Genomic DNA, 13889 nt, shown 5'->3' with positions numbered 1-13889 from the left:
CAAAATACCGGCAGCCGTTATGGGTTGCAGTTTTTACAAGGGGAATATCCGTCTTTGATCAATTTCTTGCGGAGCCCCTTGTATTTTTTTCGGTTTTTACTGCGCATCTGCTTTACCGAATAACAGTCCGGTTTGTGGAATTTTTTGGTGTTAGTATTTAAAATATAGACCGCGGATGCGTGTTCCTTTGCAGAACTATTATGGGAATTCTGGTTATTTTTTCCACGCAGATGACTGTCACCGGTGGCATAATCTATGGCAACACCCGGCTGTACATTGTAGCAGTACACACAAAAAGAGATTCCCTTTCCCTGATCCTCTACAGAGTAGGCTTCCATCAGTACACCGGAGGCAACTAAATCACTGCCTTTAAAAACCGGTGTCACACGGTATAAAACATGGTTTTTGGTTTTGTCGATATACTGGGCCGTCTTTGTCTCATAAGGCAGCATGCCTTCGTTGTTCAGATAACGGGTACCGGTAATCAGATTCTTTTTGTTGGCATTTTCAGCTGTAAGACAGTAAGCGATCAGATGGCAGCGGTTGTACAGATAGTTTCCGTCTACCACGCCGCTGTATTTGACCGTATGCCAGCCAGAAGGCCGGATCTGTCCGATTTCCCCGCGCTTTTCAGTCGGCATGGTATCAATGCTTATATTGGCATAGGCGACACCGCAGCGTCCGAGTTTATCAAGTTTATGATACGACTCAAAACTTTTGGTGTTTTGCTTTTCCCGCGAAGTAAAATAGGGCTGGTTGCCGTGTACAACAACAGAAGCTTTTCCGTTGTATTTTGGTACTTCATTGAGTGAAAAACTGTTTTTGGTGTTCTTTTTGGCAGCTTGTGCAGTCGTAAGGAGTGCTGCAGAATTGGAACTTGTATCAGAAATGGATGGTACAGGTACAAAAGCTACGGAAAAAGCGAGTAAAACAGCAAGCAAAGAAGTCCTGCATCTGGTGAAGTGTAATCGTTTCAATGGGATTTCCTCCTGATTCCGTTATGATTTGTTTCTCTTATTATATCATAGTACAAAAGTTTTTGCTAAAAAAAACGAAAAGAGCCAAAAGTGCTAGGAATTATCCACCTTTTATGATACCATAATAAGTGTAATTTATTATGAACAGAAGGGGGATACTTATATGGCAAAAGAACTAGTTGCGATGTTGCTTGCCGGAGGCCAGGGGTCCAGATTATATGCACTGACACAGAAGCTTGCAAAGCCTGCAGTTCCGTTTGGGGGAAAGTACCGTATCATTGATTTTCCGCTGTCGAACTGCGTAAATTCAGGAATTGATACGGTGGGTATTCTGACCCAGTATCAGCCGTTTGTATTAAACGAGTATATTGGAAATGGCCAGCCGTGGGATCTGGACCGTCTTTACGGAGGTGTGCATGTGCTTCCGCCGTACCAGAAAGCATCGGGGTCTGACTGGTACAAAGGCACGGCAAATGCTATTTATCAGAATATTGCTTTTATTGAACGCTATGATCCGCAGTATGTAATTATTCTCTCGGGAGACCAGATCTGCAAACAGGATTACAGTGATTTTCTTGAATTCCATAAGAAGAAGGGAGCAGAATTTTCGGTCGCAGTCATGGAAGTACCGTGGGAGGATGCATCCCGTTTTGGTCTGATGGTAGCAGACGAGGATGATAAGATTACGGAATTCCAGGAGAAACCAAAGGAGCCGAAATCCAATCTTGCGTCCATGGGAATCTACATATTCAACTGGGATATTTTAAAAAAATATCTGATTGAGGACGAAGCAGATCCAAATTCAGAGAACGATTTCGGAAACAATATTATTCCAAATCTGTTGCGTGACGGAAGAAAGATGTATGCTTATCATTTCAACGGATACTGGAAAGATGTCGGAACCATTCCGTCTCTGTGGGAGGCAAATATGGAAGTGCTTGATCCGGAGCACAGTGGAATCAATCTGTTTGATGAAAACTGGAAGATTTACAGCCGAAACAGTGGTATGACCGGTCACAGAATCGGAGAGAATGCTGTGTTGGATAACTGTCTGATTACCGATGGATGTAATATCAAGGGAACGGTCAGACATTCGATTCTGTTTTCGGGTGTTACCGTGGAGGAAGGTGCTATCGTAGAGGATGCGGTTGTGATGGGACATTCCACCATTAAGGCAGGTGCAGTTGTCAGACACTGTATCATTGCAGAAAATGCAACCGTAGAAGAAGATGCCGTTGTGGGAGCTAAGCCAGAAGGAGAAGGTGTCGGAGAAGTTGCCACAATTGCAGCGGATGTGACGATCGGAAAAGGCGCCAAAATTGGTCCGAGCGCTATGATTTATGAAGATGTGAAGGAGGGTGAGGAGCAATGTTAAATTCAAAGACAGAGGCATTGGGAATTATTTTCCCGAACAGCTATGATGCAATGGTGCCGGAGCTGGCTTCGGAGCGCCTCATGGCATCCATTCCATTTGCCAGCAGATACCGCATGTGCGATTTTATTCTTTCCAGCATGGTACATAGCGGAATTGACAATATTTCCATTATCGTAAGAAAAAATTACCATTCCCTGCTGGATCATCTCGGCGCCGGCCGTGAGTGGGATCTGGTCCGTAAAAACGGAGGCCTGAATATTGTTCCTCCGTTCGCACAGAAACAGGTAAAGGTATTCGAGGGACGCATCGAGGCACTTGAGAGTCTGCGCGGATATCTGTTAAAGCAGCCACAGAAATATGTCATTATGACCGATGCAAATATTGCCATCAATTTTGATTTTAATGAACTTTTAGATGCGCATATCAAGAGTGGTGCGGATGTGACCATGATGTACCGCAAGCAGGAAATTCCGAAGGCATTTATCCGTCAGAGCAGGGACCGCATGGATCTGTACTATGCACTCGGCATGAACGGAGACCGCGTCAGCAAGATTTACATCAACCCGACCGAAGAGGGGGAGATGAATTTCAGCATGAATATTTATGTGGTAGAACGCGAGTTTTTGATCAATATGATAGATGATGCGTATGTACATGGGCATACTTACTTTGTACGTGACCTTTTGGACAAGCAGATTGACCGGCTGGATATCCGCGGGTTCTGTTACGATGGCTATGTGGTCAATATCCATGATACCCAGAGTTATTTTGAAGAAAATATGCGTCTGTTACAGGAAGAAAACTTAAATGCACTGTTTTCTCCAAATCAGATTTACACCAAGATCCGTGACGATAACCCGACCCGTTATATCAACGGTTCCAAAGCAAAGAATGTTATGGTTGCCGATGGCTGTGTGATCGAGGGAGAGGTCGAAAACAGCGTCCTGTTTCGAGGCGTTCACGTTGGAAAAGGCGCAAAAGTGAAAAACTGTGTGCTGATGCAGGATACCGTAGTGGAAGATAATGCAAGCGTGGAATACGTGATTACCGACAAGAATGTACGTGTCACAGAGGGCAAGTCATTGACCGGAAATGAGTCGTATCAGGTATATGTATCCAAGGGACAGGTTGTATAATTTTATGCTTTCCAAATAATACAGAGTCTGTTATAATAAGCAAAGATAAAATACTGAGGAGGCAATTGTATTATGGCTGATAGCAGAAAAACAGTTCAGATAAAATCAGATCCCATCGGGGATGTCCGTATCGCAGATGAAGTCGTTGCGATCATTGCAGGACTTGCAGCAACAGAAGTAGATGGCGTCAGTTCCATGGCGGGAAACATCACAAACGAAATTGTCAGCAAGCTCGGCATGAAGAACCTTTCTAAGGGAATCATGATTGAAATTATGGACAATGAAGTAAAGGTTGATGTTGCCATCAACATTGCATATGGTTACAGCATTCCGGAAGTCTCTGCCAAGGTACAGGATAAAGTAAAGGCTGCCATTGAGAATATGACAGGTCTGACAGTCGCTGTTGTCAATGTCCGTATTGCAAGTGTTGATATGGGAACTGACAATTAAATCTTTGTATTCGAAACAGAATATGGTATAATAAAGGATGTCTAAATGAAAGACATCCTTTATTTTTAAGCGAGGAGAGAAGATGACAAGAAGAGAGTTAAGAGAAAATGTATTTAAGATGCTTTTCCGTGTAGAATTTTTTGACGCGGGAGAACTGTCAGAACAGCTGGTATTATTTGGCGAGGAAGTTGACCATGTGACAGACAAGGATTTCCAGTATATCGCAGAGCGCTATCGGGATATCTATAACCATCTGTCAGAAATTGATGAGGCGATCAACGAAGTTGCAAAAGGCTGGAAGACAACCCGTATGGGAAAAGTGGATCTGGCATTGATTCGTCTGGCGGTATATGAGATCCGTTACGATGATGAGATTCCGTTTAAGGTTGCGGTCAATGAGGCTGTGGAACTGGCAAAACAATACGGAACCAATGAGTCACCGGCATTTGTCAATGGAATTCTTGCAAAGTTTGCAGAATGATGAAACATGTATATTCGGTAGGGCAGGTAAATAAATACATTAAAAATATGTTCGCTCAGGACTTTATGCTGCACCATATCAGCATCAAGGGAGAGGTATCTAACTGTAAGTATCACTCCAGCGGGCATATTTATTTTACAATGAAAGATGCAGACGGAACGATAAACGCGATCATGTTTGCAGGAAGCCGCAGGGAAGGATTAAAATTCCCGATGAAAGAGGGCGACCGCGTGGTTGTAACCGGATCCGTGGAAGTGTATGAAAGAGATGGCAGATACCAGATCTATGCACGGACGATTGAACGGGATGGAGAGGGAAATCTGTATCTGAAATTTGAAGCGTTAAAGCGGGAACTTGAAGAAATGGGAATGTTTGCAGAAGAATACAAACAGCCCATTCCAAAGTATGCGAAAACCGTGGGGATTGTTACGGCAGAGACTGGGGCAGCAATTCAGGATATCCGTAACATCGCCGGGCGCAGGAACCCGTATGTGCAGCTGATTCTCTGCCCGGCCCTGGTGCAGGGAGAGGGTGCGGCAGCATCAATTGTCCATGGAATTCATGCACTTGAACAGATCGGCGTGGATGTAATCATTGTCGGACGGGGCGGTGGATCCATAGAGGATCTGTGGGCATTTAACGAAGAAATGGTGGCACGGGCCATTTTTGACTGCCGGATTCCGGTGATCTCCGCTGTCGGTCATCAGACGGACTTTACGATTGCAGATTATGTCGCAGACCTGCGGGCACCGACTCCGTCTGCAGCAGCGGAGCTGGCGGTGTTTGATTACCGGCAGGCAATGCAGGAACTGCTTGGCATGCGGCAGCAGATGGACAAAGAACTCCAAAGGAAAGTAACCGTGGCAAGAAACCACCTGGAGCACCAGAGGATGCGTCTGCACTATCTCAGCCCTCAGCAGCGGATGAATGAAAACCGGCGAAGAGTGGCAGAGTATGAAGAGAAACTGACCGGACGCATGGAGGAACTGCTGCGTGAGCACAGACACCGTCTGGCACTTCTGGCAGGCACGCTGGAGAGCTATTCCCCGGTAAAGAAACTCAGTGGAGGGTATGCATTCGTGGAGGATGGGAACCATCAGGCACTGCGGAGCATCCACCAGATCAGGAAAAAAGATATCGTGCAGATCCATTTGCTGGATGGCACACTGACGGCAGCAGTGACAGAAATTCAGGCAGCCGAAGGAGTAAAAAATGAGTGATGAATTAGAAAAAAAAGAACCGGGACTGGAGGAACGGTTTGCAAAGATCGATTCCATACTTGATGCGATGGAAGACGAAAACGTAACGTTAGACCGTTCGTTTGCCCTATACAAAGAGGGACTGGAACAGATCAAAGCAGCCGGCCAGTCTTTGGATACGATAGAAAAGGCAATGCTTGTACTGAACCAGGATGGAAAATTGGAGGAATTCTGATGGAGATCAGACAGGAAATAAAACGCAGGGCGGCAGACATTGAAGCACGGATCGCACCGTTTCTGCCACAGGAAAAGGGGTTTCAGCAGACCGTGCTCGATGCCATGGAATACAGTGTTTTTGCAGGCGGAAAGCGTCTGCGGCCGATGCTGATGGAAGCATCTTACCAGATGTTTGACGGAACGAATCCGGCAATTGATGATTTTATGGCGGCGATTGAGATGATCCACACCTATTCACTGATCCATGATGATCTTCCGGCGATGGATAACGACGAATACCGGCGTGGGAAAAAGACAACCCACGCGGTATACGGGGAAGCAATGGCAATTCTTGCGGGGGATGCGCTTTTAAATTATGCGTTTGAGACCGTGGCAGCAGCGCTGACCAGAAACGAAGGAGACTGGAGAATTGTCAGGGCTTTTTCCGTGCTGGCACAAAAAGCGGGTATATACGGAATGATCGGCGGCCAGGTGGTGGATGTGGAGAGTGAGAAAACCGGACAGACCATCGACCGTAACCGGTTGGACTTTATCTACCGGTTAAAAACCGGAGCGCTGATTGAAGCATCGCTTATGATCGGAGCCATTTTGGCAGGCGCGGATGAAGTGTCGGTTGCGCGTATGCAGGAAGCCGGAGCAAAGCTGGGACTTGCCTTTCAGATTCAGGATGATATTCTCGATGTCACGGGATCTTTTGAAAAACTCGGTAAACCGATCGGCAGTGATGCGGAAAATGAGAAGGCAACCTATGTGACATTTGAGGGGCTGGAGCAGGCAAAAAAGGATGTAGAGAGGCTTTCCGGGGAAGCAATAAAGATACTGGATGAATTTGAAGGAGAGCATACGTTTCTGCATGACCTGTTTTTCTATTTGATCAACAGGGATCATTAATTTTTCGAGGGCAACATGGTTTTAGATCGGATAAAAAAAGTAAATGATATCAAACAACTAAACGAGGAAGAACTGGCAGAGCTACAGGAAGAAATCCGTGATTTTCTGGTGGAAAATATTGCAAAAACCGGAGGGCATCTGGCATCGAATCTGGGTGTGATTGAACTGACGATGGCGCTTCATCTGTCATTTGACCTGACGAGAGACCGGATTATCTGGGATGTCGGACATCAGTCCTACACGCACAAGATTTTAACCGGGCGTAAGTTGGGGTTTGCCACTTTACGGCAGTATGGCGGGATGAGCGGATTCCCAAAGACGCAGGAAGATCCGGCGGATGCATTCAATACCGGGCACAGCTCCACTTCCATTTCCGCAGGACTTGGCATGGCGCAGGCGAGGGAACTGACCGGTGACAATTATTATGTGGTCTCTGTGATCGGAGACGGGGCACTGACCGGCGGTATGGCATACGAAGCAATGAACAATGCTTCCCGCATGAAAACCAATTTTATTATTGTGTTAAATGATAACCAGATGTCGATCTCCGAAAATGTGGGAGGAATGAACCAGTATCTGAATTCCTTCCGCACCTCGGATGCCTATCTGGATTTAAAAGACGGTGTGACCAATTCCCTAAACCGGATTCCGGTTGTGGGGGAGCGGATGGTCAAACGGATCCGCAACGCCAAAAGCGGTATCAAACAGCTGTTTGTTCCGGGAATGTTTTTTGAAAATATGGGAATCACCTATTTAGGCCCGGTGGATGGCACCAACATAAAAGAAATCCGAAAAGTGCTTGCGGAGGCAAAGCGTGTGCGCGGTCCGGTGCTGGTTCATGTACGCACGATCAAGGGAGAGGGATATCTTCCTGCCGAGCGTCATCCGGCGCGCTTCCATGGAACGGGACCGTTTGACATTGACACCGGTGTTCCGCTGTATCATCAGGAAAAAGCGCATTACACGGATGTGTTTTCCACCGTCATGCGCAAAATGGGGGAGCGGGAGCCGAAGGTGGTTGCGATTACCGCAGCGATGGCAGACGGAACCGGTTTAAAGAGATTTAAAAATCTTTTCCCGGAACGTTTTTTTGATGTGGGAATTGCCGAGGAGCATGCAGTGACGTTTGCAGCCGGCATGGCAAAGGCGGGACTCAAACCGGTATTTGCGGTGTATTCTTCTTTTTTACAGCGTGCCTATGACCAGGTATTACATGATGTGTGTGCACAGAATCTCCCGGTTGTGTTTGCCGTAGACCGTGCAGGATTAGTCGGAAAGGATGGCGCCACGCATCAGGGAATTTTTGACCTGTCGTATCTGTCAAGTATTCCGAACCTGACGGTTATGGCTCCGAAAAACAAATGGGAGCTTTCCGATATGCTCAAGTATGCGATTGCTGCAGAGGAACCGGTGGCGATCCGTTATCCGCGCGGAGAAGCCTGCGATCTCTGGAAAGATCAGCGGGCACCGATTCAAAAAGGCTGTGCGGAAGTACTCGCCGAGGGTACAGAGGTTGCACTTTTTGCGATCGGTTCGATGGTGGAAACCGCCTGGCAGGTAAGAAAAAAACTGGCAGAAAAAGGAATCCCGACAACGGTGGTAAATGCAAGATTTGCCATGCCACTGGATAAAAACTGCCTGCGGAAACTGGCAGAATCCCATCCGCTTCTTGTGACGATGGAAGAGAACGTGGCAAGCGGGGGATTTGGAGAGCATGTGGCTGCATTTCTGGAGGAAGAAGCACTGCATACAAAGGTCCTCAGGATTGCAATTCCTGACTGCTTTGTGGAACATGGAAGTGTTGGCGAATTAAAAAAAGCACTGGGACTGGATGCAGATTCCGTGACGGAAAAAATATTAGCAGAATTACCGGAGGAATTATGAAAGAACGATTGGATGTACTTCTTGTAAAACGTGGTCTGGCACCATCGCGGGAAAAGGCAAAGACCATGATTATGGAAGGCAATGTATTTGTCAACAATAACCGGGAGGATAAGGCGGGAAGCACTTTTGCAGAGGATGCTCCGATTGAGATCCACGGAAATACATTGAAATATGTCAGCCGCGGCGGTCTGAAACTGGAAAAAGCAATGACACATTTTTCCATTTCCTTAGATGGCATGGTGTGCATGGACATCGGTGCTTCGACGGGCGGGTTTACGGACTGCATGCTGCAAAACGGGGCAAAGAAAGTGTATTCCGTCGATGTGGGATATGGCCAGTTTGCATGGAAACTGCGCCAGGACCCAAGGGTTGTCTGTATGGAAAAAACAAACATCCGCTATGTCACACCGGAAGATATCGATGATGTGCTCGATTTTGCTTCGGTGGATGTCTCATTTATTTCCCTGACCAAAGTGCTTCCGGCGGCATATGCACTGTTAAAGGACGGCGGACAGATGGTATGTCTGATCAAACCACAGTTTGAAGCCGGACGGGAAAAAGTGGGAAAGAAAGGCGTGGTACGTGATAAGGCCGTTCACGAGGAAGTGATCGAGAGGATCATTACCTTTGCACTGGAAAACGGATTTTCGGTACACCATTTGGAATACTCACCGATCAAGGGACCGGAGGGAAACATCGAGTATCTCGTGCATATTGAAAAATCGGACGAAGCAATAAAGGAGGAATCCGTGGATATTCACGCAGTTGTGGAAGCAGCACACGGAGAATTGGATAAGTAGATGCGTAAATTTATGCTGATCACGAACCGGTACAAAGATCGTGATCTGACACTCTCAAACGAAATTGTCTCGTACATACAACAAAAGGGCGGCAGTGCTGCAATCTGTGTCAGCAATGTGGAGGATGATAACCAGAAAGATTTTGCACTTTCCGAGATTCCGGCAGACACGGAATGTATCCTTGTTCTCGGCGGAGACGGCACGTTAATCCGCGCAGCAACCAAGGTGGAGGCGCTGCAGATTCCGCTGATCGGTGTCAACCTTGGGACACTGGGGTATCTGTGTGAGCTTGAGGAAGCTACCGTATTTCATGCCATCGACTGTCTGATGCAGGATGATTGCATCATGGAAGAGCGGATTGTTCTGACCGGCGAAAAAATTGGCGGAAACGGCGCACATATGGCATTGAATGATGTCGTGATCCACTGGTCCGGGGATCTGTCCATGCTGCTTTTAAATGTGTATGTCAATGGGGAATATCTGACAACTTACCACGCAGATGGCGTGATTGTTGCGACACCGACCGGTTCCACGGGGTATAATCTTTCCACCGGAGGTCCGATCGTGGACCCGAAAGCAAGGGTACTTCTTCTGACACCGATCAATGCACATGACTTAAACTCCAAAAGCATTGTGTTTGGAGCGGAGGATGTTGTGGAGATTAAGATGGGAAGCAGACGGTTTCAAAAGGACGAGACGGCATGTGTCAGCTTTGACGGGGACACACCGGAGCATCTGCACGTGGGAGACCGTGTGCGGATTGCACAGGCACAAAGTACCATCTGGATCTGCAAAATCAGTAACCAGAGTTTCCTGGAAATACTGAGGAAAAAGATGAGACCGTAGGACGCAAAGGAGGACATATGAAAACAACACGACAGGCAAAGATACTCGAATTGATTCAGAAAAACGATGTGGAAACACAGGAAGAATTGTCCGCATATCTCGAAAAAGAAGGGTTTCAGGTTACCCAGGCAACCGTATCCCGTGATATCCGTGAACTGAAGCTGACAAAGATTTCGACCGACAACGGCAGACAAAAATATGCGGTGATTACGGACGCGGATTCCAATATGATGGAAAAATATGCAAGGGTTCTCCGGGAAGGATTTTTGTCCGTGGATGCAGCGGAAAATATTGTTGTGATCAAAACCGTGTCCGGCATGGCGGGAGCCGTTGCGGCTGCAGTAGATGCCATGCGTATGCAGGAGATTGTCGGCTCACTTGCGGGAGACGACACGATTCTGTGTGTGATCCGTACGTCCGATGACGCGGTGCACATCATGAAAAAGCTTCGGAAAATTGTAGAACAGTAATAAAAATGCTTCGGAAAAGTAGAAGGAGAATGTATGTTACAAAATCTACATGTGAAGAACCTCGCTCTTATTACAGAAACAGAGGTAGAATTTAAAGAAGGACTTAATATTTTGACAGGAGAGACCGGTGCCGGTAAATCCATCATCATTGGTTCGGTCGCACTGGCACTCGGAGAGAAGGTTCCAAAGGAACTGCTCCGGGATAACGAAGAGACCGCACTTGTGGAGCTGGTCTTTTCGGTTGAAAACCCAAAGGTTCTGGATGCGATCCGGCAACTGGGCATAGAAACAGAGGATGAAACAGTAATATTAAGTCGTAAGATAACTTCCGGAAGGGCAATTGCGCGGATCAATGGAGAAGCAGTGTCTGCTTCCCGGTTAAAAGAGGTGGCGTCCCTGCTCATCGATATTCACGGACAGCATGAGCACCAGTCCCTTCTTTCCAAAAAGAAACATCTGGAAATCCTCGATGCCTATGCAAAAGACGCGCTGGGAGAAAAAAAGGAGCGCCTTGCCGCCTGTTATCAGGAATACCGGAAACTGAAAAAAGAGTGGGAGTCCTCGTCTTTGGATACCGAGGAGCGCGCCAGAGAGTTGTCGTTTCTTGCGTATGAAGTAAAGGAAATCGAAGAGGCACAGCTTTCCGTCGGGGAGGATACCCGGCTGGAAGAACAGTATCGCAGATTTGCAAACGCAAAAAAGATCATGGATGCCATATCGGCTGCCGGTGCAGCTACCGGGGGAGACGGCGGTACCGGAGAGAATGCATCGGAACTTATCAGCCGTGCCCTGCGGGAAGTCAGTTCGGTTTCGGCATATGAGGAGCGCATTGCGCAGATGGAACAGATGCTTACCGATATTGATAATCTGCTGAGCGATTTCAATCATGAGATTTCTTCCTACCTGTCGGGGGAGGAATTTGATGACGAAGTCTTTTATCAGACCGAAAAGAGGCTTGATGAGATCAATCACCTGAAATCCAAGTATGGAAATACGATGGAAGAGATTCTGCAGTCAGCGGAAGAAAAAACAAAGCGTATTGCCGTATTACAGGATTATGATAAATACTTAAATGATCTTTTAACTTCCATGAACCGGAAGAAAGAAGAATTGGACGGGCTGTGTGCAGAGGTTTCCGGAATCCGGAAGAAAGCGGCAAAGGGATTGACGAAAGCGATTGCACAGGCACTTGAAGATCTGAATTTTTTAGATGTGCAGTTTACGATGGAATTCCGGAAGACGGAGTACAGTGCCGGAGGCTGGGATGAGGCAGAATTTATGATCTCCACCAATCCGGGAGAACCGTTAAAGCCTTTGGGAAAGGTCGCTTCCGGCGGAGAACTTTCCCGTATTGCGCTCGCGGTCAAGACCGTCATGGCGGATACGGATGAGATTCCGACGTTGATCTTTGATGAGATTGACAGTGGAATCAGCGGGCGTACGGCACAGATGGTATCGCAGAAGATGAAACTGCTGGCAAAGACGCACCAGATCATCTGCATCACTCATCTGCCGCAGATTGCTGCCATGGCAGATGCCCATTTCCTGATTGAAAAATCGGTGGAGCATGCGTCCACGGTTTCCCGGATTCATCCGCTGCGGGAAGAGGAAAGTATCGAGGAACTGGCGCGGATGCTTGGCGGCGTGGAGATCACGGATACGGTTTTACAAAACGCACGCGAGATGAAACGTCTGGCAGAAAAATACGAATAGATAAAACCAAAGTCCGCATACTAAAGGTATCCGAGAAGATAGGAGAACCTTTGGCATGCGGTCTTTTTATATGCGTATATTCAAAAATATTATCTGTATTTATGTTCTGGCGCTGTGCTGCTTTGCCTATGCCACCATGATACATGCCATTCCCGATCATGTATACGTGCAGGAGGGGCAGAAACTGGAACTGGACAAAAAAATTCCGGTCACACTGGCAATGTCCACAAAACCGCAATCCGTTATGGCACAGATCGGGGAGCGGACGTTTCAGGCAATGAAGCAGGAACGGGCAGTGGAAACGTGCAGCCAGCTGAAGCAGGGGGAATATACACTGACCTGCTATCTGTTTGGCATCCTTCCTATGAAAGAGGTGCAGGTTTCCGTGGTGAACGGAAAATCTTTATACGTGAGCGGACAGGTGGTGGGCATTTACGGGGCTGCCCAGGGAGTACTGGTGCTGGGATCCGGCCCGGTGGAAACTGTGGACGGAAGCAGCCGGCAGCCGGCAGAACACATTGTATTTCCGGGGGATTATATTACTGCTGTAAATGGAAAAGCGGTCACGAAAAAAGAAGAACTGATGGAGCGGATCAATCAGTACGGGGAACAACCGGTGGTGCTGACCCTGTGGCGCGGAGCCGAGCAGATTCAGGTATCGGTGGAGCCGGTTGAGGCAGCAGAACACAAAGGCTATCGTCTGGGACTCTGGGTGAAGGATGACATGGCAGGGATCGGCACGCTGACCTATTTTGATCAGGACGGAAACTTCGGGGCACTGGGACACGGAATCGGAAACGGACAGACCAAAGACCTGCTCCGTCTGTCAGACGGCCGGCTGTACAAAGCACAGGTGCTCGGTATCAAAAAAGGTGTCCGGGGAACACCGGGAGAGCTGGAGGGAGTTGTCTATTATGGGAAAGACAACCAGATCGGAGAAGTGTCCAGCAATACACAAATCGGTATCTATGGCACGTTGACGAAAAACTTCCGGGAAGAAAAGAAAAACGAAAGTCTGTTGTGTCCGGTCGGTTACAAACAGGAGATTCAGACAAAGGATGCGGTAATTCTGTCGGATGCGTCAGGGGAACTGCAGTCGTATCGCATCGTAATTGATGATCTTGATTATACACCGGGAGATAAAAATAAGGGAATCCGTTTTCATGTGGAGGATGAGAACCTGCTGAAGCTGACCGGCGGAATCGTGCAGGGACTCTCCGGAAGTCCGATCCTGCAGGATGGAAAACTGATCGGTGCCGTGACCCATGTGCTTGTTAACGATCCAACGAAAGGATATGGCATTTTTGTGGAGGAAATGACGGCAAATAAAATAGGACAAAAGACCTAGATGTGAAATTTGCACAAAAAAAGAAACGGTAAAATGCAATAAAGTTATATTTTATACATGAAAAAGGATTGCAATAGAGAAT

General features: G+C 47.4%; 14 protein-coding genes. 13 read left to right on the top strand and 1 reads right to left on the bottom strand.

Features of this window, described 5'->3' with window-relative positions:
* Nucleotides 1–17: 17 nt before the first annotated feature.
* Nucleotides 18–977 (bottom strand): DNA/RNA non-specific endonuclease, encoded by a 960-nt coding sequence (locus DXD06_RS01810; RefSeq protein ID WP_243000822.1) that lies wholly within the window; start codon nt 975–977, stop codon nt 18–20.
* A 163-nt stretch (nt 978–1140) separates the two neighbouring features.
* Between DXD06_RS01810 and DXD06_RS01805 the strand changes: the two genes are divergently transcribed.
* The 13 genes from DXD06_RS01805 to spoIVB all read left to right on the top strand — a co-directional run bounded on the left by DXD06_RS01805 (nt 1141) and on the right by spoIVB (nt 13807).
* On the top strand, nt 1141–2352 hold the full coding sequence (locus tag DXD06_RS01805) for a glucose-1-phosphate adenylyltransferase (RefSeq protein WP_117830420.1): 1212 nt from the start codon (nt 1141–1143) through the stop codon (nt 2350–2352).
* Nucleotides 2346–3488 (top strand): glucose-1-phosphate adenylyltransferase subunit GlgD, encoded by a 1143-nt coding sequence (glgD, locus tag DXD06_RS01800; protein ID WP_117830419.1) that lies wholly within the window; start codon nt 2346–2348, stop codon nt 3486–3488. The genes DXD06_RS01805 and glgD overlap by 7 nt, the downstream gene beginning before the upstream one ends.
* Nucleotides 3489–3560: 72 nt before the next feature.
* Nucleotides 3561–3938 (top strand): Asp23/Gls24 family envelope stress response protein, encoded by a 378-nt coding sequence (locus DXD06_RS01795; protein ID WP_117830418.1) that lies wholly within the window; start codon nt 3561–3563, stop codon nt 3936–3938.
* Between the two features lie 82 nt (nt 3939–4020).
* Nucleotides 4021–4419, top strand: coding sequence for a transcription antitermination factor NusB (gene nusB / locus DXD06_RS01790; protein ID WP_117830417.1), 399 nt, complete (start codon nt 4021–4023; stop codon nt 4417–4419).
* The gene (gene xseA, locus DXD06_RS01785) at nt 4416–5639 is read left to right on the top strand and encodes an exodeoxyribonuclease VII large subunit (protein WP_117830416.1); all 1224 of its coding nucleotides are present in this window, start codon (nt 4416–4418) and stop codon (nt 5637–5639) included. Before nusB ends, xseA begins: the two co-directional genes overlap by 4 nt.
* The gene (gene xseB, locus DXD06_RS01780) at nt 5632–5853 is read left to right on the top strand and encodes an exodeoxyribonuclease VII small subunit (RefSeq protein WP_117830415.1); all 222 of its coding nucleotides are present in this window, start codon (nt 5632–5634) and stop codon (nt 5851–5853) included. The genes xseA and xseB overlap by 8 nt, the downstream gene beginning before the upstream one ends.
* Nucleotides 5853–6746: a polyprenyl synthetase family protein gene (locus DXD06_RS01775; RefSeq protein ID WP_055067739.1), complete on the top strand. Its 894-nt coding sequence runs from the start codon at nt 5853–5855 to the stop codon at nt 6744–6746. The genes xseB and DXD06_RS01775 overlap by 1 nt, the downstream gene beginning before the upstream one ends.
* 15 nt (nt 6747–6761) lie before the next feature.
* Entirely contained in the window at nt 6762–8630 is a 1869-nt protein-coding gene (dxs, locus tag DXD06_RS01770; RefSeq protein WP_117830414.1) for a 1-deoxy-D-xylulose-5-phosphate synthase, read from the top strand.
* Nucleotides 8627–9430, top strand: coding sequence for a TlyA family RNA methyltransferase (locus tag DXD06_RS01765; RefSeq protein ID WP_022046136.1), 804 nt, complete (start codon nt 8627–8629; stop codon nt 9428–9430). Before dxs ends, DXD06_RS01765 begins: the two co-directional genes overlap by 4 nt.
* Entirely contained in the window at nt 9431–10276 is an 846-nt protein-coding gene (locus DXD06_RS01760) for an NAD(+)/NADH kinase (RefSeq protein ID WP_055067741.1), read from the top strand.
* Nucleotides 10277–10293: 17 nt separating this feature from the next.
* Complete coding sequence (gene argR / locus DXD06_RS01755; protein WP_117830413.1) at nt 10294–10746, top strand: arginine repressor; 453 nt, start codon at nt 10294–10296, stop codon at nt 10744–10746.
* A 33-nt stretch (nt 10747–10779) separates the two neighbouring features.
* Entirely contained in the window at nt 10780–12459 is a 1680-nt protein-coding gene (recN, locus tag DXD06_RS01750; protein ID WP_022046133.1) for a DNA repair protein RecN, read from the top strand.
* 55 nt (nt 12460–12514) lie between these two features.
* Nucleotides 12515–13807 (top strand): SpoIVB peptidase, encoded by a 1293-nt coding sequence (gene spoIVB / locus DXD06_RS01745; protein ID WP_055067742.1) that lies wholly within the window; start codon nt 12515–12517, stop codon nt 13805–13807.
* Nucleotides 13808–13889 lie beyond the last annotated feature (82 nt).

Origin of the sequence: Roseburia sp. TF10-5 (assembly GCF_003462365.1) — a bacterium.
Classification (GTDB): Bacteria; Bacillota; Clostridia; order Lachnospirales; family Lachnospiraceae; genus Roseburia; species Roseburia faecis.
The sequence above is the reverse complement of the archived record's forward strand: the minus strand, read 5'-3'. Positions and strand labels throughout refer to the sequence as shown.

What these genes read in the sequence shown, in the direction of transcription:
- recN (WP_022046133.1), top strand. Translation starts at nt 10,780, where the DNA reads ATGTTACAAAATCTACATGTGAAGAACCTCGCTCTTATTACAGAAACA.
- nusB (WP_117830417.1), top strand. Translation starts at nt 4,021, where the DNA reads ATGACAAGAAGAGAGTTAAGAGAAAATGTATTTAAGATGCTTTTCCGT.
- glgD (WP_117830419.1), top strand. Translation starts at nt 2,346, where the DNA reads ATGTTAAATTCAAAGACAGAGGCATTGGGAATTATTTTCCCGAACAGC.
- DXD06_RS01805 (WP_117830420.1), top strand. Translation starts at nt 1,141, where the DNA reads ATGGCAAAAGAACTAGTTGCGATGTTGCTTGCCGGAGGCCAGGGGTCC.
- dxs (WP_117830414.1), top strand. Translation starts at nt 6,762, where the DNA reads ATGGTTTTAGATCGGATAAAAAAAGTAAATGATATCAAACAACTAAAC.
- DXD06_RS01795 (WP_117830418.1), top strand. Translation starts at nt 3,561, where the DNA reads ATGGCTGATAGCAGAAAAACAGTTCAGATAAAATCAGATCCCATCGGG.
- DXD06_RS01760 (WP_055067741.1), top strand. Translation starts at nt 9,431, where the DNA reads ATGCGTAAATTTATGCTGATCACGAACCGGTACAAAGATCGTGATCTG.
- xseA (WP_117830416.1), top strand. Translation starts at nt 4,416, where the DNA reads ATGATGAAACATGTATATTCGGTAGGGCAGGTAAATAAATACATTAAA.
- spoIVB (WP_055067742.1), top strand. Translation starts at nt 12,515, where the DNA reads ATGCGGTCTTTTTATATGCGTATATTCAAAAATATTATCTGTATTTAT.
- DXD06_RS01775 (WP_055067739.1), top strand. Translation starts at nt 5,853, where the DNA reads ATGGAGATCAGACAGGAAATAAAACGCAGGGCGGCAGACATTGAAGCA.
- argR (WP_117830413.1), top strand. Translation starts at nt 10,294, where the DNA reads ATGAAAACAACACGACAGGCAAAGATACTCGAATTGATTCAGAAAAAC.
- DXD06_RS01765 (WP_022046136.1), top strand. Translation starts at nt 8,627, where the DNA reads ATGAAAGAACGATTGGATGTACTTCTTGTAAAACGTGGTCTGGCACCA.
- xseB (WP_117830415.1), top strand. Translation starts at nt 5,632, where the DNA reads ATGAGTGATGAATTAGAAAAAAAAGAACCGGGACTGGAGGAACGGTTT.